This window comes from Streptomyces sp. NBC_01707 (genome assembly GCF_041438805.1).
GTDB lineage: Bacteria > Actinomycetota > Actinomycetes > Streptomycetales > Streptomycetaceae > Streptomyces.
Genome location: NZ_CP109190.1, coordinates 3381037 through 3401827, shown reverse-complemented (window position 1 = coordinate 3401827; position 20791 = coordinate 3381037). Strand labels below are relative to the sequence as shown.

General features: G+C 69.7%; 19 protein-coding genes. 10 read left to right on the top strand and 9 right to left on the bottom strand.

Annotated features, from left to right (window positions below):
- The first annotated feature begins 30 nt into the window (after positions 1-30).
- From OG963_RS15220 to OG963_RS15205, 4 genes are all read left to right on the top strand, one after another.
- On the top strand, positions 31-1152 hold the full coding sequence (locus tag OG963_RS15220; protein ID WP_093929324.1) for a thiamine ABC transporter substrate binding subunit: 1122 nt from the start codon (positions 31-33) through the stop codon (positions 1150-1152).
- Positions 1153-1268: 116 nt separating this feature from the next.
- Positions 1269-2882, top strand: a complete 1614-nt coding sequence (locus OG963_RS15215; RefSeq protein WP_371799145.1) for an ABC transporter permease — start codon at positions 1269-1271, stop codon at positions 2880-2882.
- A gap of 22 nt (positions 2883-2904) precedes the next feature.
- Entirely contained in the window at positions 2905-3930 is a 1026-nt protein-coding gene (locus tag OG963_RS15210; protein ID WP_093778586.1) for an ABC transporter ATP-binding protein, read from the top strand.
- A gap of 145 nt (positions 3931-4075) precedes the next feature.
- Positions 4076-4528: an SRPBCC domain-containing protein gene (locus OG963_RS15205; RefSeq protein ID WP_093778696.1), complete on the top strand. Its 453-nt coding sequence runs from the start codon at positions 4076-4078 to the stop codon at positions 4526-4528.
- Between the two features lie 25 nt (positions 4529-4553).
- Here the strand turns inward: OG963_RS15205 and OG963_RS15200 are convergent, their stop codons facing one another.
- From OG963_RS15200 to OG963_RS15180, 5 genes are all read right to left on the bottom strand, one after another.
- Positions 4554-5672, bottom strand: coding sequence for a Rossmann fold nucleotide-binding protein (locus OG963_RS15200; protein WP_319328906.1), 1119 nt, complete (start codon positions 5670-5672; stop codon positions 4554-4556).
- 185 nt (positions 5673-5857) lie between these two features.
- Positions 5858-7042: a hypothetical protein gene (locus tag OG963_RS15195; protein ID WP_371799144.1), complete on the bottom strand. Its 1185-nt coding sequence runs from the start codon at positions 7040-7042 to the stop codon at positions 5858-5860.
- Positions 7024-7761 (bottom strand): ABC transporter ATP-binding protein, encoded by a 738-nt coding sequence (locus OG963_RS15190; RefSeq protein WP_030928331.1) that lies wholly within the window; start codon positions 7759-7761, stop codon positions 7024-7026. The genes OG963_RS15195 and OG963_RS15190 overlap by 19 nt, the downstream gene beginning before the upstream one ends.
- Before the next feature lie 280 nt (positions 7762-8041).
- Complete coding sequence (locus OG963_RS15185; RefSeq protein WP_037823046.1) at positions 8042-9421, bottom strand: aspartate aminotransferase family protein; 1380 nt, start codon at positions 9419-9421, stop codon at positions 8042-8044.
- Complete coding sequence (locus tag OG963_RS15180; RefSeq protein ID WP_030928325.1) at positions 9406-9897, bottom strand: Lrp/AsnC family transcriptional regulator; 492 nt, start codon at positions 9895-9897, stop codon at positions 9406-9408. Before OG963_RS15180 ends, OG963_RS15185 begins: the two co-directional genes overlap by 16 nt.
- Positions 9898-10075: 178 nt before the next feature.
- Here OG963_RS15180 and OG963_RS15175 point away from each other — a divergent pair, with 178 nt between their 5' ends.
- The 3 genes from OG963_RS15175 (at position 10076) to OG963_RS15165 (ending at position 13458) form a co-directional block, all read left to right on the top strand.
- Entirely contained in the window at positions 10076-11515 is a 1440-nt protein-coding gene (locus OG963_RS15175) for a gamma-aminobutyraldehyde dehydrogenase (RefSeq protein ID WP_093778580.1), read from the top strand.
- Positions 11516-11694: 179 nt separating this feature from the next.
- The gene (locus OG963_RS15170) at positions 11695-12858 is read left to right on the top strand and encodes a spermidine/putrescine ABC transporter substrate-binding protein (protein ID WP_093778694.1); all 1164 of its coding nucleotides are present in this window, start codon (positions 11695-11697) and stop codon (positions 12856-12858) included.
- Between the two features lie 54 nt (positions 12859-12912).
- Positions 12913-13458 carry a hypothetical protein gene (locus tag OG963_RS15165; RefSeq protein ID WP_371799143.1) on the top strand — a complete coding sequence of 182 codons (546 nt, stop codon included), beginning with the start codon at positions 12913-12915 and terminating at the stop codon, positions 13456-13458.
- Positions 13459-13627: 169 nt separating this feature from the next.
- Here the strand turns inward: OG963_RS15165 and OG963_RS15160 are convergent, their stop codons facing one another.
- The 3 genes from OG963_RS15160 to OG963_RS15150 all read right to left on the bottom strand — a co-directional run bounded on the left by OG963_RS15160 (position 13628) and on the right by OG963_RS15150 (position 16271).
- On the bottom strand, positions 13628-14434 hold the full coding sequence (locus OG963_RS15160; protein WP_093929507.1) for an SAM-dependent methyltransferase: 807 nt from the start codon (positions 14432-14434) through the stop codon (positions 13628-13630).
- A 74-nt stretch (positions 14435-14508) separates the two neighbouring features.
- Positions 14509-15213, bottom strand: a complete 705-nt coding sequence (locus OG963_RS15155) for a glycerophosphodiester phosphodiesterase (RefSeq protein WP_093778572.1) — start codon at positions 15211-15213, stop codon at positions 14509-14511.
- 23 nt (positions 15214-15236) lie between these two features.
- Positions 15237-16271 carry an adenosine deaminase gene (locus tag OG963_RS15150; RefSeq protein WP_030928302.1) on the bottom strand — a complete coding sequence of 345 codons (1035 nt, stop codon included), beginning with the start codon at positions 16269-16271 and terminating at the stop codon, positions 15237-15239.
- Between the two features lie 133 nt (positions 16272-16404).
- Here OG963_RS15150 and OG963_RS15145 point away from each other — a divergent pair, with 133 nt between their 5' ends.
- Positions 16405-17115: a DUF4190 domain-containing protein gene (locus OG963_RS15145; protein WP_371799142.1), complete on the top strand. Its 711-nt coding sequence runs from the start codon at positions 16405-16407 to the stop codon at positions 17113-17115.
- A gap of 108 nt (positions 17116-17223) precedes the next feature.
- On the opposite strand, the gene OG963_RS15140 is transcribed toward OG963_RS15145, so the two are convergent.
- Positions 17224-17763 carry an NADAR family protein gene (locus OG963_RS15140; protein WP_037823072.1) on the bottom strand — a complete coding sequence of 180 codons (540 nt, stop codon included), beginning with the start codon at positions 17761-17763 and terminating at the stop codon, positions 17224-17226.
- A 215-nt stretch (positions 17764-17978) separates the two neighbouring features.
- Between OG963_RS15140 and OG963_RS15135 the strand changes: the two genes are divergently transcribed.
- Positions 17979-19493: a gamma-aminobutyraldehyde dehydrogenase gene (locus OG963_RS15135; RefSeq protein ID WP_093929320.1), complete on the top strand. Its 1515-nt coding sequence runs from the start codon at positions 17979-17981 to the stop codon at positions 19491-19493.
- A 42-nt stretch (positions 19494-19535) separates the two neighbouring features.
- Positions 19536-20786 carry a spermidine/putrescine ABC transporter substrate-binding protein gene (locus OG963_RS15130; protein WP_093778568.1) on the top strand — a complete coding sequence of 417 codons (1251 nt, stop codon included), beginning with the start codon at positions 19536-19538 and terminating at the stop codon, positions 20784-20786.
- Positions 20787-20791 lie beyond the last annotated feature (5 nt).

Genomic DNA, 20791 nt, shown 5'->3' with positions numbered 1-20791 from the left:
CTTCCTGGTCAAACCCAGGAGGAATCAACGATGAGCACCACCAGCACCACGCGCCGCACCAAGCAGCTTGCGGCGACGGCCGTCGCGGCCGCACTCGGCGTCACGGCACTCGCCGGCTGCGGCAGTTCCGACGGCTCGGCCTCCGGGTCGGGCGGCACGAAGGGCTCCGGGTCCAAGACCGTGACCCTGGTCAGCCACGACTCCTTCAACGCCTCCAAGGACGTACTGAAGGCGTTCACCGAGGAGACCGGCTACACCGTCAAGGTGCTCAAGAGCGGTGACGCCGGTGCCGCACTCAACCAGGAGATCCTGACCAAGGGCTCCCCGCGCGGTGACGTGTTCTTCGGCGTCGACAACACGCTGCTCTCCCGCGCCCTCGACAACGGTCTGTTCACGCCGTACGAAGCGAAGGGCAGCGACCGGGTCGCGGCCGACACCCAGCTGGACGCGACCAAGCACCGGGTCACGCCGATCGACACCGGCGACATCTGCATCAACTACGACAAGAAGTACTTCGCCGACAGGAAGCTCGCGCCGCCGACGACCTTCGACGACCTGGCGAAGCCCGCGTACAGGAACCTCCTCGTCACGGAGAACGCCGCGACCTCGTCGCCCGGGCTCGGCTTCCTGCTGGGCACCGTCGCGACCTACGGCGAGAGCGGCTACCAGGACTACTGGAAGAAGCTGAAGAGCAACGGCGTCAAGGTCGTGGACGGCTGGGAGCAGGCGTACAACGAGGAGTTCTCCGGCTCCGCGGGCGGCAAGAAGGCCAAGGCCGACCGGCCGCTCGTCGTGTCGTACGCCTCCAGCCCGCCGGCCGAGGTGCTGTACGCGAAGCCGCAGCCGACCGAGGCCCCGACGGGGGTCGCGACCGGCACCTGCTTCCGCCAGATCGAGTTCGCGGGGCTGCTGAACGGCGCGAGGAACGAGGCGGGGGGCAAGGCTCTGCTGGACTTCCTCATCAGCAAGAAGTTCCAGGAGGACATGCCGCTCAACATGTTCGTGAGTCCGGTCACCAAGGACGCGAAGCTGCCGGAGATCTTCACCGAGTTCGGCGCGACGGTCGACAAGCCGACCACCGTGGCCCCCGACACCATCGCCAAGAACCGTGAGCAGTGGGTCCAGTCGTGGTCCTCGCTCGTAGTGAAGTAGCGAAGGCGCCCGCACCCGGTCCGGGCGTGCGCGAGGAGGGTCCGCGCGCCCGGGCGGGGCGCGCGAGCGCAGCGCGCCCGAGGGCGTGGCGCGGGGGCGCGGTGCGGCTCGGACTGATGGCCGTGCCCGTCGCGTTCTTCGCGGTGTTCTTCGCCTACCCCGTCGTCGCGATCGTCGGCCGTGGGCTGAAGGCCGACGGTGTCTGGCAGTTCGGCCGGATCGGCGAGGTGCTGAGCCGGCCGGACATCCTCGACGTCCTGTGGTTCACCACCTGGCAGGCACTCGCCTCGACCGCGCTGACCCTGCTGATCGCGCTGCCCGGCGCCTATGTCTTCGCCCGCTTCGATTTTCCCGGCAAACAGCTGCTGCGGGCAGTCGTCACCGTGCCGTTCGTCCTGCCGACCGTCGTCGTCGGGACGGCCTTCCTGGCGCTGCTGGGGCGCGGCGGCTTCCTCGACGAACTGGCGGGCGTACGGCTCGACACCACCGTGTGGGCGATCCTGCTCGCCCATGTCTTCTTCAACTACGCCGTGGTCGTACGGACCGTCGGTGGGCTGTGGTCGCAGCTCGACCCACGGCAGGAGGAGGCCGCCCGGGTGCTGGGCGCCGGGCGGTTCGCGGCGTGGCGGCGGGTGACGCTGCCGGCCCTCGCGCCTGCGGTGGCCGCCGCGGCGCTGATGGTCTTCCTCTTCACGTTCACCTCCTTCGGGGTCGTGCAGATCCTCGGCGGTCCGGCGTACTCCACGCTGGAGGTGGAGATCTACCGGCAGACCGCCCAGCTGCTCGACCTCCCCACGGCCGCCGTGCTGACGATGGTGCAGTTCGCCGCAGTCGGCACGGTCCTGGCCGTACACGCCTGGACCGTGCGGCGCAGGGAGGCGGCGCTGAGGCTGGTCGATCCGGCGCAGACCGCCCGCAGGCCGCGCGGTGCCGGACAGCGGGCGCTGCTCGGCGGGGTCCTGCTGACCGTGCTGGTGCTGATCCTGCTACCGCTCGGTGTGCTGGTGGAGCGCTCGCTGGACGTGCCCGGCGGTCATGGCCTCGACTACTACCGCGCCCTGCGGTCCGTGGACGCGAGCGGCGGCACATTCCTGGTCGCGCCGCTCGAAGCGATCTGGAACTCGCTGCAGTACGCCTTGGTCGCGACCGCGATCGCGCTGGTCGTCGGCGGCCTCGCGGCGGCGGCGCTGACGAGGCGGGCCGGGCGGCTCGTGCGCGGCTTCGACGCGCTGCTGATGCTGCCGCTCGGGGTCTCCGCGGTCACCGTCGGCTTCGGCTTCCTGATCACGCTGGACAAGCCCCCACTGGATCTGCGGACCAGCTGGATCCTGGTGCCGCTGGCCCAGGCACTGGTCGGGGTGCCGTTCGTCGTACGCACGATGCTGCCTGTTCTACGGTCGGTGGACGGGCGGCTGCGCGAGGCGGCGACGGTGCTCGGTGCGTCACCGCTGCGGGCCTGGCGCGAGGTCGACCTGCCGCTGGTTCGGCGGGCGCTGCTGGTCGCGGCGGGCTTCGCGTTCGCCGTGTCGCTCGGCGAGTTCGGGGCGACGGTGTTCATCGCGCGGCCCGACAACCCGACGCTGCCCGTCGCCGTGGCCCGGCTTCTCGGGCGGTCCGGGGAGCTCAACTACGGCCAGGCGATGGCCCTCAGCACCGTTTTGATGCTGGTGTGCGCGGTGTCGCTGCTGCTGCTCGAACGTATCCGCCCGGACCGGTCCGGGGAGTTCTGAAGATGCTCGGGGTGTTCTGGACATGCTGACACTGGAAGCCGCCACCGTCCTCTTCGGGAAGCGGGCGGCGCTCGACGCGGTGGATCTGAAGGTCGCGGACCACGAGATCGTCTGTGTGCTGGGGCCGAGCGGCAGCGGCAAGTCGACACTGCTGCGGGTGGTCGCCGGACTGCACCCGCCGGACGACGGCAGGGTGCTCCTCGACGGCGTCGACCAGACCGGCGTACCGGTGCACCGGCGCGGTCTGGGGCTGATGTTCCAGGATCATCAGCTCTTTCCCCACCGGGACGTCGGCGCCAACGTCGCCTTCGGGCTGCGGATGCGCGGAGTGACCCGTGGCGACCAGGACCGCAGGGTCGCCGAACTCCTCGAACTGGTGGGCCTGCCCGGCAGCGAACGACGGGCTGTGGCCGCGCTGTCCGGCGGCGAGCAGCAGCGCGTCGCTCTCGCGCGGGCGCTCGCCCCGCGACCGAAGCTGCTGATGCTCGACGAACCGCTCGGCCAGCTCGACCGCAGCCTGCGTGAACGCCTCGTCGTCGAACTGCGCACGCTGTTCGCCCGGTTGGGTACGACGGTGCTGGCCGTCACCCATGACCAGGGCGAGGCGTTCGCCCTCGCGGACCGGGTCGTCGTCATGCGCGACGGACGCATCGCCCAGGTGGGCACCCCGCTGGAGGTCTGGCAGCGCCCCGCCTCCGCGTTCGTCGCCCGGTTCCTGGGTTTCGACAACGTGGTGGATGCGACGGTGACCGGCGCGGCCGCGGCGACGCCATGGGGACGGGTGCCGGTGCCGGACGGGGCCCCGCAGGGACCGTGCGCACTGCTGGTACGTCCGGCGGGCGTCCGGATCGGTGCCCCGGCGGACGGCCTGCCCTGTACGGTCGGCGCCCGCACCTTCCGGGGCAACCATGTCGCGGTGACACTGCGCCCCGACAGCGGTCCGCTCCTGGAGGCGGAGTGCCCGCTGCGGGACACCCCCCAGGAGGGGGCGAAGGTCGGCGTGACGTTCGACGCGTCGGAGACGGTGGTGCTGCCTGCCGTCGCCTGATCGTGGGCGGCGGGTCGGTGCCGCTCGCGACGCCATGCGGCGGGACCACTACCGGGTGTCCCGGAAGAGCGGTTTCGTCCGTTTCGGGGAACACCTCATGCGACCGGGGAAGATCCGGAACGACTCCGAAAAAAGGGCAGGGACCATGACTGGAACGGCACGCGAGGGCATCGACATCACCCGCGTCTTCGACGCCCCACGGGAACAGGTTTTCGCGGCCTGGACGACCCCCGAGCACTTCGCCGCCTGGTACGGCGGGGATGCCGATGTGCCGCTCGACCGGGTGTCGATGGACGTCAGGCCGGGGGGCACGTGGAGCCTGGTCATCGTGGTGCCGGGCACCGAGATGCCGTTCCACGGGGTCTACCGCGAGGTGGTCGCGCCGGAGCGGCTGGTCTTCACGCTGAAGGACGCCGGCGCGCCCGCCGACATCGAGGGCGAGATCGTCACCGTCACCTTCGCCGAGCGCGGCCGCAAGACCACCGAGATGGTCTTCCAGCAGCGCGGCGGCAACCTCACGCCCGAGCAGTACGCGGCGGCCGAGGACGGATGGGAGGCCTTCTTCGACGCGTTGGTCAACCGACTCGCGGCGGTCTGAAGCGGACAGGCTCCCGGCCGGCCCCTCAGCCGGTCAACCGGGCGAGTGCCTCGGGGGCCTCGTCCACCGTGTCGACCAGCGCGATACGGGACTCCATCGGCCGGCCCGCGGCGAGTGCCTGGAGCAGCGGCCAGGCGGGCAGTTCCTCCGTCCAGTGGGCGCTGCCGACCAGCACCATCGGCGTCGGTGCGCCGCGTGAGCCGTAGTAGTTCGGCGTCGTGTTGTCGAAGATCTCCTGCACGGTTCCGGCGGCGCCCGGCAGGAAGATCACGCCCGCGGTGGAGCGGGCGAGCAGCCCGTCCTCGCGCAGCGCGTTGGCGAAGTACTTGGCGATGTGGTCCGCGAACGGGTTCGGCGGCTCGTGACCGTAGAACCAGGTGGGGATCGAGACCGAGCCGCCGCCGGCCGGCCACCGCTGCCGCACGGAGAAGGCGGCCAGCGCCCATTCGGTCACCGACGGGGTGAACGACGGCACGTCCGCGAGGAGTTCGCAGGCCTTGTCCAGCATCGGATCGGGATGCGGAGCCGCGTAGGCGCCGAGGTTCGCCGCCTCCATCGCGCCGGGGCCACCGCCGGTGGCCACCGTCAGTCCGCTGCGCGCCAGTGTTCTGCCCAGCCGGGCCGCGGCCGCGTACGCGGCGCTGCCGCGGGGCGTTGCGTGGCCGCCCATCACCCCGACCACCCGGGCCCCGGTGAGGAGTTCGTCCAGCGCGTCGGAGACCGCGTCGTCGTGGAGCGCGCGCAGCATCGAGGCGAAGGTGTCGCCGTTCGCCCGGGTCTGCTGGAACCATCGGTACGCGCGGGCGTCGGGCGTCGCCTCGTAGCCTCCGTCCGCGAGTCCTGCGTAGAGCGCGTCGGGGGAGTAGAGCAGGCCGCGGTACGGGTCGAAGGGCAGCCCCGGCACGGGCGGGAACACGAACGCCCCCTCGGCGCGCACCTTCGCGACCGCCTCGGGCGTCAGACGGCAGCCGAGGAAGACGGCGCCGGACGTGTCGGCGGCGAGCAGCGCGTCGCTGCGGTCCGTCAGGTCGACGGACTGGATGCGGTGGCCGGCCAGTGTTCCTGCGGCGGCCGCGGCGTCGAACTCGGCGACCGACTCGATCTCGACGCCGGGTGCAGGAAAGCTGTCATCCGGGTTGTCCACGCTGTCATGCTACGTACCGGCCGGGGCGAACAGCTTCGTTCGTACGGTCACATGCCCCGAGCGGGGCGCGCACGCGCGGGGCCGCGGGGTCTGGCACGGGGGCGTACGGGGATCGCGGGAGTCAGTGGCTGCCTTCAGGCACCTCGACTGACCGTCGGCCGTCTCCACGGCCGGCCGACGGCCCCTCAGCCGGTCAGCGGCAGCGCGGCCAGTTCGGCGATCGCCCAGGTGATCGGGGTGAACACGACCAGCAGGATGGCGACGCGCAGGGCCGTCGCGGCCCGCAGCGCCGAGGCCGGCGCACCGAGCCGCAGCAGCATCCGCACCATGTGGGCGCGTGCCTGCTTCGCCTCCAGGGCGGAGGTCAACAGCGTCGCCGTCGTACATCCCAGTACCAGTACGGCTCCGAGCGCGGTGAGCGGTCCGAAGGGGCGCGGTCCCGTCCCGTACAGCGCGAAGGCCGCGATCACCGCGGAGAGCACCGCGCAGACCGCGCCCAGCGGGCGGCCGATCCGGTGCGCCTCGTCCATCAGCATCCTTCCGGCCAGCAGGCGCACGGCTCCAGGGCGCATCGCCTGCAGCAGCCGTCCGGCGAAGTGCGTCAGTCCGGAGCCCGCCATGGCCAGACCGATCGCGGTCAGAGACCATCCCGCCAGCACCCATGCAGGGGTGGTGTCGAGCTTCCCCGGCAGGGGGAACGCGCTGCCCACGCCATCACGGCTCGAGTACGCCTCGACGGCGAGACCGACTGCCGCCATCGCCACACCCCACGGCAGTCCGGTCGGCGCCGGAGCCGGAGCCGGCATCTGCTCGTCCGGCGAGATGTCCTGCTCGTCGTTGTCCGGCATTGCCGCCTGCACCGGCCGGGTGCGCAGCGCCATCGCACTTGCCGTCGCCGCGGTCACCGGTGCCAGCGCCAGCAGCAGGAGGGCCGCGGCCACCGGCAACGGGGCGCCTGCGCCGAGCAGTCCGGCCGCCGCCCCGTCGAACGGCAGCCCGGTCAGATCGCCGCGCAGATGCAGGAAGAGGAGCAGCGCAACCATCGACCCGAGGGTGCAGGACACGGCGGTGGAGACCGCGGCGAGCACGCTGAGCCGGAACGGCCCGAGACCGACGGCGGACAGTCCTGGACGAGGGCGTGTACTGGGATCCGTGCGGGCGACCGCGACCGCGAACTGCACGGTGGCGGCCAGCGGTACGAAGCACCACAGCAGCCGTAGCGCCGCGGTGGTCGAGTATGCCGGATGCGTGGACGCGTACCCCAGGGTGCACAGCAGCAGGAAGCCGACCCCGGCGGAGGCGGCCGCGACCAGCAGCCGCCGTACCTGGACCAGCGGATGGGTGCCGCGGGCTAGACGGAGAGCGAGCACGCCGCGCGGCCTTCCGTATCGGACACGGAGGGCAGGGCGACGGTGGTGACACAACGGCCGTCCAGCAGCGGGACCGTGCGGTCGGCGAGCGAGGCGATCTCCGCGTCATGGGTGGCGAGCACGACCGTGATGCCGTGCGAGCGGGCCGCGCTCGTGAGGGTTCGCAGCACATGGGAGCGGTCGGCGCGGTGCAGCGTCGCGGTCGGCTCGTCGGCGAAGATCACTGTGGGCGTGCCGGCCAGCGCGCGGGCCACGGCGATCCGCTGGCGCTGCCCCTGGAGGAGTGTGTGCGGCCGCTTCTTGGCACACATGCCGATGTCGAGCCGTTCCAGCCACTCCATGGCGGCCTTCTTCGCGACCCGGTGCGAGGCGCCGCGCAGCAGCAGGGGGAGCGCCGCGTTCTCCCAGGTGTTCAGCTCCGGTACGAGCTGGGGCTCGGGCGCGATCCAGCCGAACCGGTCCCGGCGCAGCCGCTCGCGCAGCCGCGGACCCATGGTGTGGACCGGGACACTGTTGAACCACACCTCGCCCTGCTGGGGCACCAGTTGACCGGAGAGACAGTGCAGCAGAGTCGTCTTGCCGCTGCCGCGCGGGCCGGTCACGGCGAGGATCTCACCGTCGCGGACCCCCAGGGAGACCCCGCCGAGCGCGGGTGAGCCGTTGTGGGAGTGGTGCAGGGAACGCGCCCAGATCACATCGTTGTCCGGCGGAGCCACCATGGCGTACACCTCGGTTCAGATCAGAGTTCCCGTCCCCTGTACGGGGGAACGAAGAGGGGGCCGATCGGTCACTGGGCACCGTAAGGATTCGAACCACGGCAGCACGGCACCACGCGGCCCGGGTGCGCTCCATCCCACTCGAATGGGCGCATCCGGGCCGCGTGGACCGTATGAAATGACTGCTGGAAGTACGGATGAGCGATGATCCGACCGTGGTCAATCGGTCAGTCGATCCGTGGTCGATCGGCCGATCGACTCACGAGCCGGATCACCGTTCGGATCAGAGCTTCGTCCAGGCCTCCGTCAGCACCGACCGCAGGATGGACTCGATCTCGTCGAACGTCGACTGGTCGGAGATCAGCGGCGGGGCGAGCTGGACGACCGGGTCGCCGCGGTCGTCGGCCCGGCAGTACAGACCGTTCTCGTACAGCGCCTTGGAGAGGAAGCCGTACAGGACGCGCTCGGTCTCCTCGTCGGTGAAGGTCTCCTTGGTGACCTTGTCCTTCACCAGCTCGATGCCGTAGAAGAAGCCGTTGCCACGGACGTCGCCGACGATCGGCAGGTCGTGCAGCTTCTGCAGCGTCGTGAAGAACGCGTTCTCGTTGTCCAGGACGTGCTGGTTGAGACCCTCGCGCTCGAAGATGTCGAGGTTGGCGAGGCCGACCGCTGCGGAGACCGGGTGGCCACCGAAGGTGTAGCCGTGCAGGAAGGTGTTGCCGCCCTCGTAGAACGGCTCGGCGATGCGGTCCGAGACGATGCAGGCGCCGATCGGGGAGTAGCCCGACGTCATGCCCTTGGCGCAGGTGATCATGTCCGGCACGTAGCCGAACTTGTCGCAGGCGAACATCGTGCCGAGACGGCCGAAGGCGCAGATGACCTCGTCGGAGACGAGCAGCACGTCGTACTTGTCGCAGATCTCGCGCACGCGCTGGAAGTACCCGGGCGGCGGCGGGAAGCAGCCACCGGCGTTCTGCACGGGCTCCAGGAAGACGGCGGCGACGGTTTCCGGGCCTTCGAACAGGATCTCCTGCTCGATCTGGTCGGCGGCCCAGCGGCCGAAGGCCTCCGGGTCGTCGCCGTGTATAGGGGCGCGGTAGATGTTGGTGTTCGGCACCTTGTGCGCGCCGGGAACCAGCGGCTCGAACGGGGCCTTCAGGGCCGGCAGACCCGTGATCGACAGGGCGCCCTGCGGGGTGCCGTGGTAGGCGACGGCGCGCGAGATGACCTTGTACTTGGTCGGCTTGCCCTTGAGCTTGAAGTACTGCTTGGCAAGCTTCCAGGCCGTCTCGACGGCCTCGCCGCCACCGGTGGTGAAGAAGACCTTGTTGAGGTCACCCGGCGCGTAGTCGGCGAGGCGCTCGGCCAGCTCGACCGCCTTCGGGTGAGCGTAGGACCACACCGGGAAGAAGCCCAGCTCCTGGCCCTGCTTGTACGCCGCCTCGGCGAGCTCGTGACGGCCGTGACCGGCGTTGACCACGAACAGACCGGACAGGCCGTCGAGGTAGCGCTTGCCCTGGTCGTCGTAGATGTAGGTGCCCTCGCCACGCACGATGGTGGGAACGGGCGCGTTCTCGTAGTCCGACATGCGGGTGAAGTGCATCCACAGGTGGTCGTACGCGGTTCGGCTGAGGTCCTTGCTCACGGCTATCGGGTTCCCCACATATAGGTCTGCTTCTTGAGCTTCAGGTAGACGAAACTCTCGGTGGAGCGCACGCCGGGGATGGCCCGGATGCGTTTGTTGATCGTTTCCAGCAGGTGGTCGTCGTCCTCGCAGACGATTTCCACCATCAGGTCGAAGGAGCCCGCGGTCATCACCACGTACTCGCACTCGGCCATGGCTGACAGCGCCTCCGCGACGGGATCGAGATCGCCTTCGACATTGATGCCGACCATCGCCTGCCGCCGGAACCCCACGGTGAGCGGGTCCGTGACGGCGACGATCTGCATCACGCCCTGGTCGAGCAGCTTCTGAACGCGCTGCCGTACAGCCGCCTCGGAGAGGCCCACGGCCTTGCCGATCGCGGCGTACGGACGACGCCCGTCCTCCTGGAGCTGCTCGATGATTGCGAGGGACACGGCATCGACCGCTGGTGACGATCCGTTCCCGGTCCTGGAGTCTGCGCTGCGACTGGCCACGGATCCACTCTGCACTGGGACTCGTCTGTCTGGCAACCCCGGATCGATGAAATTCGTTGTTTGGAGGCCTTGATCTAACTGAATCCGAAGTTCACGGCGGTTGGGTATGTCGAAAGCGTTACCCCAGCGACTAGGCTGGACATCTCACCCATTGGACGTGTCGACAGGAGGGGTGGTTGTGACCACCGAGGTGCGCCGTCTGCGCAACTACATCAACGGAGAATTCCGGGACGCCGCGGACGGGCGGACCATCGACGTGGTCAACCCGGTGACGGAAGAGGTCTACGCGACCTCGCCGCTCTCCGGCCAGGCCGATGTCGATGCCGCCATGACCGCCGCGGCCGCCGCCTTCCCCGCCTGGCGCGACGCCACGCCCGCCGAGCGCCAGAAGGCCCTGCTGAAGATCGCGGACGCCTTCGAGGAGCGCGCCGAGGACCTGATCGCCGCGGAGTCGGAGAACACCGGCAAGCCGCTCGAACTCACCCGCACCGAAGAGATCCCGCCGATGGTGGACCAGATCCGCTTCTTCGCGGGTGCCGCCCGGATGCTCGAAGGTCGCTCGGCCGGCGAGTACATGGAGGGTCTGACCTCCATCATCCGCCGCGAGCCGGTCGGGGTCTGCGCGCAGGTCGCGCCGTGGAACTACCCGATGATGATGGCTGTCTGGAAGTTCGCCCCGGCGCTCGCCGCGGGCAACACCGTCGTCATCAAGCCGTCCGACACCACCCCGGCGTCGACCGTGCTGATCGCCGAGATCATCGGCCAGATCCTGCCCAAGGGCGTCTTCAACGTCATCTGTGGCGACCGGGACACCGGCCGTGCGATGGTCGAGCACCCGACCCCGGCGATGGCCTCCATCACCGGTTCGGTACGGGCCGGCATGCAGGTCGCCGAGTCGGCCGCCAAGGACGTCAAGCGCGTCCACCTGGAGCTCGGCGGCAAGGCACCCGCCGTCGTCTTCGAGGACTCCGACATCGCCAAGGCCGTCGAGGGCATCTCCGTCGCGGGCTTCTTCAACGCCGGCCAGGACTGCACGGCCGCGACCCGCGTCCTCGTCCACGAGTCGATCCACGACGAGTTCGTCAGCGCGCTCGCGAAGGCCGCCGCCGAGACGAAGACGGGTCGGCCGGACGACGAGGACGTGCTGTACGGCCCGCTCAACAACGCCAACCAGCTGAAGCAGGTCAGCGGCTTCATCGAGCGGCTCCCCGCCCACGCCAAGGTCGAGGCGGGCGGCCACCGGGTCGGCGACAAGGGCTACTTCTACGCCCCGACCGTCGTCTCCGGCCTGCGCCAGGACGACGAGATCATCCAGAACGAGGTCTTCGGCCCGGTCATCACCGTCCAGTCGTTCACCGACGAGACGCAGGCCGTGGAGTACGCGAACGGCGTCGAGTACGCCCTCGCCTCCTCGGTGTGGACCAAGGACCACTCGCGGGCGATGCGGATGTCCAAGAACCTCGACTTCGGCTGCGTGTGGATCAACACCCACATCCCGCTCGTCGCCGAGATGCCGCACGGCGGATTCAAGAAGTCCGGCTACGGCAAGGACCTCTCCGCGTACGGCTTCGAGGACTACACGCGCATCAAGCACGTCATGACGTCTCTCGACGACTGACCCTCCGTGCATGCGGTGGCGGCCCCGGGCTCCGGCCCGGGGCCGTTTCCGTGCCCCGCTCCTGACGGGGCATCGACAGGGTGTGCGGGTGGAGCGCATGCCGCTGGACGAATGGTCCATTGTCCGCCGAACCCGCCGACCGGCATCCTGCGCAGGTGCGAGCGATCCCGAACCACCCCATGTCCCGCCGGTCCCTGCTGCGCGCCTTCGGGGCGGGAGCGGCCGGTGCCACGCTGGCCGGCTGCGGAGTGCCCGCCGCGTACGTGCAGCCCGGTGACCGCGCCGGACGCGACTTCTCCGCCACCGACCACACGCTGCGGTTCGCCAACTGGCCGCTGTACATCGACACCGACGACGAGGACGAGTCCAAGCGGCCCACCCTCGACACGTTCACCGAGCGCACCGGGATCTCCGTCGGGTACACCGAGGAGATCAACGACAACGACGAGTTCTTCGGGAAGATCAGCCCGGCGCTGATGAACCACCAGCAGACCGGCCGGGACCTGATCGTCATCAGCGACTGGATGGCCGCCCGGTTCGTACGTCTCGGCTGGGTGCAGGAGATGGACCGGACCGAGCAGCCCAACGTCGCCAAGTACCTGGACCCGCAGCTTCGTTCGCCCGGTTTCGACCAGGGGCGCCTGCACAGCGTCCCGTGGCAGTCCGGGATCACCGGCATCGCGTACAACCGCAAGAAGCTCGGCCGCGAGATCAAGCACACGAGCGATCTCTGGGCGGCGGACCTGCGCGGCAAGGTGACGCTGCTCTCCGGGCTCGACGAGTCCTTCGCCCTGCTGATGCAGGGCAACGGCGTCGACGTCACCCGCTGGACGCGGGACGACTTCTACACGACGTGCGACCAGGTGGAGAAGCTGGTGAAGGAGAAGCACATCCGCCGCTTCACCGGGAACGACTACATCAAGGATCTGTCCACCGGCGATGTGCTCGCCTGCCAGGCCTACTCGGGCGATGTCATCCAACTCCAGGCGGACAACCCGGAGATCGAGTTCGTCGTCCCCGAGGAGGGCGCCGAGCTCTGGGCCGAGTCGCTCATGATCCCCAACCTCGCCCGCCACAAGCGCAGTGCCGAGAAGCTGATCGACTACTACTACGAGCCCGAGGTCGCCGCGGAACTCGCCACCTGGGTCAACTACGTCTGTCCCGTCCCGGCCGCCCGCGAGGTCCTGGCCTCGGCCAAGGACGAGGAGACCGCCGCCCTCGCCGAGGATCCACTGATCTTCCCCGACGACGCGATGCGCAGACGGCTGGCCATCGCCCGCGACATCACGTCCGAGGAACGCGCCGAATTCGCGAAGAAATGGAACTCCGTCGTCGGCCTCTGAGGGAGCTGCCGGGGCGGCGTAAAGAGCAGGTAAACCCGGGCGTACGCTGCGGGCATGAGCGAGCGAAGAGCCCTGCTGAGGCGCATACGCGTGTGGTTGGTCGCCTTTATCGTCTGTCTGGTGCTGAGCGGGCTGACCGCCTTCCCGCTCGTCCATGAACTCCACTGGACCGAGGACCTGCTGAGGTCCTCGGCCTCGCCGGTGCCTGAGCACTTCCCGGCTCTGATGGAGTGGATCACCCGGGTCCGGACCGGTCTGGACGAGGCCGACACGGAGTACCCCTTCGTGCTGTACGGCACCGACTGGCTGGCATTCGCCCACCTCGTCATCGCCGTCGCCTTCTACGGTCCGTACCGCGACCCGGTCCGCAACATCTGGGTCATCGAGTTCGGCATGATCGCCTGCGCCGGGATCATCCCGCTCGCGCTGATCTGCGGACCGGTCCGGGGGATCCCCTTCTGGTGGTCGGTCATCGACATGTCGTTCGGTGTCATCGGAGTGATCCCGCTGCTCGTCGTCCACCGGATGATCAAGCGGCTGGAGGCGCTGGAGGGGACGCCCGATCCGGTGGCCGGCCCGGCGGCGGCTCCGGCGGTCTGAGTCACCCGGCCGACCGGGCGCCGAGCGGGCGGTACCGCCTGCTGACCGAGGCGCGTTCCCGGATGCCGATCGGACCCGTTCCGGTGACGGTCCCAGGACCTCCACGGTCCGGGGACCGGCCCCGGGTGCCCTCGGGCCGATGCCACGTGGACGGATGGGGCCGGCGCCGTCAGGGCTTTCGGGCCACTGCGCCGAACTGGGCGACCTCGGCCCCCACCGTGACCGGGCCGGGGCGCCAGCGAGCGCACGACACGATGCCGGGTCCGACGAGCTCCAGACCCTCCAGGAACGAGGCGAACTCGGCGCGGCTGCGGGCGGTGATCGGTGGTGTGGCGTTCTCGTTCCAGAACCGCATGGCCGCTTCGTTGCCCGCGCCGCCCAGCTCCAGCGTGGGGTGGGTGAGCACCAGATAGCTGCCGGACGGCATGGCGTCCATCAGCTTCCGTACGATGCTCCGCGCCTCGACCGTGTCGAGGACGAAGTTCAGGACGCCGAGCATCATCACCGCGACCGGCTTCCTCAGGTCCAGGGTCGGTTCGACCGCCTGCAGGATCCGTTCCGGCTGGCGGGCGTCCGCGTCGATGTAGGTGGTCGCACCCTCCGGCGAACTGGTGAGCAGCGCGCGGGCGTGCGCGAGCACGATCGGGTCGTTGTCGACGTAGACGATGCGGGCGTCCGGCGCGGTGTGCTGCGCGACCTCATGGGTGTTGTCCGCCGTCGGCAGGCCGGTGCCGATGTCCAGGAACTGGCCGACACCCATGTCACCGGCGAGATGGCGGACCGCGCGCCCCAGGAACGCCCGGTCGGCGCGGGCCACTTCACCGATGCTCGGGTACATACCGGTGACCCGATCGCCGACCGCGCGGTCGACGGGGTAGTTGTCCTTGCCGCCCAGCCAGTAGTTCCAGACCCGGGCGTTGTGCGCGATGTCGGAACGGACCCGGGGGGAAAGGGGGTTGCTCCGCGGATCGGTCACGTCAGTCACATCTGCTCCTCCGGGGCCGGGGCGACATCTCGATCGATGAGGCACCGTCCATCATGCCGGATGGATCAACGAGGCTCGGAGACGGCCGAGTTGGCGAGCAGGCCGTGCAGGGCGTCGACCCGGTTGGTGGTGATCGAGTCGACGCCGTGCGCGATCAGGCGGCGCATGGTGCGCCTGGTGTCGGCCGTCCAGGCCGAGACCAGCAGCCCGTCCCGGTGGACACGGTCCGTCAACTCCCGGCTCACCAGGCCGAACCGGTAGTTCAGCCAGCGCGGCCGCACCGCGTCCAGCAGGGCGGCACGGGGCGGCGCGAGCGTCGTCCAGGTCAGGGCGATCTCGGCGGACGGATCGGCTGCACGCACCCGCAGCATGGCCTCGGGGCCCGCGCAGTAGTACGCCCGCTCCCCGGCTCCGCACTCGCGGACCACACCGACGGTCCTGCGGACCGATTCGTCGGTGGAGCCGGGCAGGTCGACCATGAGGCGATGCGTTCCGGCGGCGAGCAGCGCCTCGCGCAGGGTGGGCACACCACCCGCGGTCGCTTCGGTGAGCTCCTGATGGGTGAGCCCGTCCAGCCTGCGGTCGAGGCCCCACAGCCGTTCCAGCGTGGAGTCGTGCAGCAGGACGGGCACCCCGTCGCGGGTGACCCGGACGTCGATCTCGACCGCGTCCGCCCCCCGTTCGATCGCGGAGCGGATCGACGGGAGGGTGTTCTCGCGAACACGGTACGGATCGCCGCGGTGAGCCACGGCGGTGACAGAGGTGGCCATGGGGCCATTGTCACCGCCTCCGCTCACCGGCCGGTGCCCTCCAGCCAGCTCGTCGTGTACGTGTCGATCTCGGCGGCCAGCGTCCGCTTGCCGGCCGGGTCGAGGTACGAGGCCTCCACCGCGTTCTTCGCGAGTGCGGCGAGGCCGCGCTCGTCCAGGCCGAGGAGACGGGCCGCCACCCCGTACTCGTTGTTGAGGTCCGTGCCGAACATCGGCGGGTCGTCGCTGTTGATGGTGACCAGAACACCGGCGTCCACCATCTCCTTGACCGGGTGCCGGTCGAGGTCGGTGACGGCGCGGGTCGCGATGTTCGAGGTCGGGCAGACCTCGAGCGGAATCCGGTGCTCGGCGAGGTGGTCCAGGAGCCTCGGGTCCTGGGTGGCGCTGGTGCCGTGGCCGATGCGCTCGGCGCGCAGCTCGGTGAGGGCGTCCCAGATGGTCTGCGGCCCCGTGGTCTCCCCGGCGTGCGGGACGGAGTGCAGGCCCTCGGCGATGGCCCGGTCGAAGTAGGGCTTGAACTGCGGGCGGGGCACGCCGATCTCCGGGCCGCCGAGCCCGAACGCGACGAGCCCCTCGGGCCGCAGCCCGACCGCGAGCCGGGTGGTCTCCTCGGCGGCTTCCAGACCGGCCTCGCCGGGGATGTCGAACGTCCAGCGCAGTACGACCCCGAGCTCGGCCTCGGCGGCCTTGCGGGCGTCCTCGATGGCCTCCATGAAGCCCTGCTCCGGGATCCCGCGCCGGGTCGAGCTGAACGGGGTGACGGTCAGCTCCGCGTACCGGATGTTCTGGCGGGCCATGTCACGGGCGACCTCGAAGGTCAGCAGCCGGACGTCCTCCGGGGTGCGGATCAGGTCCACGACGGAGAGATAGACGTCGATGAAATGGGCGAAGTCGGTGAAGGAGAAGTAGTCGGCCAGCGCCTCGGGGTCGGTGGGGACCTTGGAGTCCGGGTGGTGGGCGGCCAGTTCGGCGACGATGCGGGGAGAGGCGGATCCGACATGGTGGACATGCAGTTCGGCCTTGGGCAACCCCGCGATGAAGGGGTGCAGATCGGTCATCGGATCCTCCGGAACGTGAGGTTCGAGCGGTCCGGGCGCATTGCGGCCCGGGGCGGGACGGGGATCATCGTAGGCCGGGCCCGGGCCGGCGGGAGCGGGCCGTAGCATGACGGGACCACGATGGGGGAGGCCCATGTCAGACAACACAGAGCAGCCAGGGGGCGGGGCGGAGCCACGCGACCCGTGGGCTCCGCCGGACAGCAGAGTGCCGCTGGAGAAGCCGTCCGGTGATCCTCGTCCGCCTGCTGTGCACGATCAGCCGACGGTGACGTCGATGCCGGGTGTGGGGGACGGCCCGGCACCTGCCACCGGACCGGGGTTCGGTCCGGCGGATCCGACCGGTCCCGCGCCGGCAGCCGGCCCCGGGGAGGTACCGCCTCCGCCGATCGCACCGAACGGACCGGGCCAGCAGGTCCCTCCGGCCGCGGGGCAGTACGGCTACCCGGCCGCGCCGGGCCCGCAGTACGGGAGCTACCCGGGGTACACCGGCTACGGCCAGACGCCCTGGGGCAGCGCGCCTTCCAACGGCATGGGTACGGCAGCCATGGTGCTCGGCATCCTGGCCGTCTGCCTGTTCTGCATCTACGGGATACCCAGCCTGATCCTGGGCGCACTCGCCCTGATCTTCGGCATCCTGGGCCGTAAGCGGGTGCAGCGCGGCGAGGCGACCAACAGCGGTCAGGCGCTCGCCGGGATCATCATGGGGTCCATCGGCATGGCCCTCGGTGTGGCGATCATCGGCTTCTTCATCTGGCTGTTCGTCGCCCATGCCGACGATTTCGACGACAACACCTACAACGACGACCCGTTCGCCTCGTCCCTGGTCGTCGACGTCACGCGCTAGGCGATGTCGGGCGGCGGTACCGGAATCTTGCGAACCGGTGCCGTATCCCACCTGACGGCCGGGCGGGCCGGGCTCCGGCCCGCCCGGCCGTCGAGCGTCCGGGCCGCCTCATGATGTGCGCAGCTCCGCCCGCGCGTCCATCAGCGCGAACCCCAGCAGATTCAGCCCACGCCAGCTCGCCGGGTCCTCGGCACGCGGATCGTCCGCCGCCAGCCCGATGCCCCAGATCCGGTCCACCGGGCTGGCTTCGACGAGCACCCGGTCCCCGGTGTTCACCAGGAACTCCCGCAGATCGGCGTTCTGGCCGAACTTGTGGATGCTGCCCGCCACCACCAGGGCGAACCGCTCCCGCTCCCACACGGACCCGTCGAAACCGCGGACCAGCCGGCCCGTCTTCTTCGCCGCGGCGGGGCTGCTCGCGGACAGGGCCCGGCGCTCCGCCTCCTCGTCGCCGAAGAGCCGCGCCTTGCCGGCCATCATCCAGTGCTCGGCCGACGCGTAGGCCACGCCGTCGACGGTGAACGGCGACGGCCACCACTGACTGAGACAGCTCGCACCTGTCCGCCCGTCCGGGAGCGGGCGGTGTCCCCAGAACCGCAGGTACTTCACCTTCTCGCCGCGACGGGTCCGCGCCACAAGATCGTTCATGTGTTCCATGGCATGCGAGTGTGGCATCCGCCACTGACACTCCGTACGTGGAATTCCGCACTGACGCGACACATGGTCGACAGATTCCGTTGCGTAACCAAAAGGCAACAACGGAATCACTTGTTGGGCTCGGTGTCCTCTGTCAGGATCGGCACTCAATTCGAGCAGAAGCTACGCCGCCCCGGTCGACGGGGACAGCGGCGGAGGAGAGCGTCATGGGCAACGGCTTCCAGGTGCAGGACCGCTTCGCGGACGGCGCGCAGTACATCGGCGGAAGTCTGCGGTCCGGCACATCGGGACGCAGTCACGCGGTCGTGAATCCGGCGACGGGCGAGACCGTCTACACATACGAACTGGCGGGCACCGCCGATGTCGACGCTGCCGTCGCCGCCGCCCGGGAAGCATTCCCCGGCTGGTCCGGCGCCACCCCGGCCGAGCGGTCCGAGGCGATGCACCGCTTCGCCGCCGTACTCGCCGAGCAGGCCGACGACTTCGCGTACGCCGAGTCGCTCCAGTGCGGCAAGCCGATCAAGCTCTCCACCGAGTTCGACGTGCCGGGCACCATCGACAACACCTCCTTCTTCGCGGGTGCCGCCCGCCATCTCGAGGGCAGGTCCGCGGGTGAGTACGACGGTGACCACACCTCGTACGTACGCCGTGAGGCGATCGGTGTCGTCGGCTCCATCGCCCCATGGAACTACCCGCTCCAGATGGCCGCCTGGAAGATCCTCCCGGCGATCGCGGCAGGCAACACGATCGTGCTGAAGCCCGCCGAGATCACCCCGCTGACCTCGTTGATGTTCGCGCAGGCGGCCACCGAGGCCGGCATCCCGGACGGTGTGATCAACATCGTCACCGGGGCGGGCAAGGACGCGGGCGAGCACCTCGTCGGCCACCCGGACGTCGTGATGACCTCCTTCACCGGCTCCACCGCGGTGGGCAAGCGGGTCGCCGAGATCGCCACCGCCACCGTCAAGCGCCTCCATCTCGAACTCGGCGGCAAGGCCCCGTTCCTGGTCTTCGACGACGCCGACCTCGACGCCGCCGTCAACGGGGCGGTCGCCGGAGCGCTCATCAACACCGGCCAGGACTGCACCGCCGCCACTCGCGCCTACGTCCAGCGCCCGCTCCACGACGCCTTCGTCAATGGGGTCGCCGAGCTGATGGCGACCGTCCGGCTCGGCGACCCCTTCGACCCGTCGACCGACCTCGGCCCGCTGATCAGCCACGCCCAGCGGGACCGGGTCGCCGGATTCGTCGAGCGCGCCCGTGCGTACGCCACCGTCGTCACCGGTGGCGAGGCGCCCGGTGACGACCTCGAGGACGGCGCCTACTACCGGCCGACGCTCGTCGCCGGAGCCGCCCAGGACAGCGAGATCGTCCAGTCGGAGATCTTCGGCCCGGTCCTGGTCGTGCTGCCCTTCGACACCGACGACGAGGGCATCGCTCTTGCCAACGACACCCCGTACGGACTCGCCGCCTCCGCCTGGAGCCGGGACGTGTACCGGGCGGGCCGCGCCACCCGCGAGATCAAGGCGGGCTGCGTCTGGGTCAACGACCACATTCCGATCATCAGCGAGATGCCACACGGCGGATACAAGGCCAGCGGCTTCGGCAAGGACATGTCGGCGTACTCCTTCGAGGAGTACACGCAGGTCAAGCACGTGATGTATGACAACACCGCGGTCGCCCGCAAGGACTGGCACCGCACGATCTTCGGGGACCGATAGCCCGGCCGACAACGGCCATTCCCACCCGAAAGGGCAACGCGCATGGAGCAGTACGAGCCCGAGCACCTCTCTGCGGCGCAGCTGGCCGCGATGCGGCGCAGTCTGACCAGCGGCAGGGGCGCCCTCACCCGGCGTTCGCTCATCCGCGCCTCCGGCATGGGCGCGCTCGCGCTCGGCGGACTGGGGACGCTGAGCGCATGCGGCATCCCGCCGGCGAAGCGGGAAGGGGACGCCGCAGCGGCTTCGGACGACCACTCGGCCAAGGAGAAGCAGATCAACTTCTCCAACTGGACCGAATACATGGACGTCAGTGACGACGAGAAGCACCGGCCCACGCTGGAGGCGTTCACGAAACGCACCGGTATCAAGGTCAAGTACACCGAGGACATCAACGACAACGTCGAATTCTTCGGCAAGATAAAGCCGCAGCTGGCCGCGGGCCAGGACACCGGCCGGGACCTCATCATCGTCACCGACTGGCTGGCCGCGCGGATCATCCGGCTCGGCTGGGCCCAGAAGCTCGACCCGGTGAACCTGCCGCACGCCTTCGCCAACCTCTCGTCCCAGTTCCGCACCCCCGACTGGGACCCGGGCCGCGCCCACTCCTACCCGTGGACGGGCATTCCGACCGTCATCGCCTACAACTCCAAGGCGACCGGCGGGCGCAAGGTCGACTCCATCACGCAGCTGCTCGACGACCCCTCCCTCAAAGGCAGGGTCGGGTTCCTCTCCGAGATGCGTGACTCCGTCGGCATGACCCTGCTCGACATGGGCAAGGACCCCGGGACGTTCACGGACGCCGACTTCGACGCGGCGATCGGCCGGATCCAGAAGGGCGTCGACAAGAAGCAGATCCGCCGCTTCACCGGCAACGACTACACCGCGGACCTCGACAAGGGCGACATCGCCGCCTGCATCGCGTGGGCCGGCGACATCATCCAGCTCCAGTCCGGAAACCCGGACATCAAGTACGCGATCCCGGCCGCCGGATACATCACGTCGAGCGACAACATGCTGGTCCCCGCCAAGGCCCGGCACAAGACCAACGCCGAGAAGCTCATCGACTACTACTACGAGCCGCCGGTCGCCGCCCAGCTCGCCGCGTACATCAACTATGTCTGTCCGGTCGACGGTGTCCGTGAGGAACTCACCAAGATCGACAAGGCGATGGCCGCCAACACACTCATCCTCCCCGACAAGGAGATGGCGGCCCGATCGCACGCCTTCCGCTCGCTGACAAGCAAGGAAGAGACGGCGTACGAGGAGAAGTTCGCCAAGCTCATCGGCGCCTGACCGCG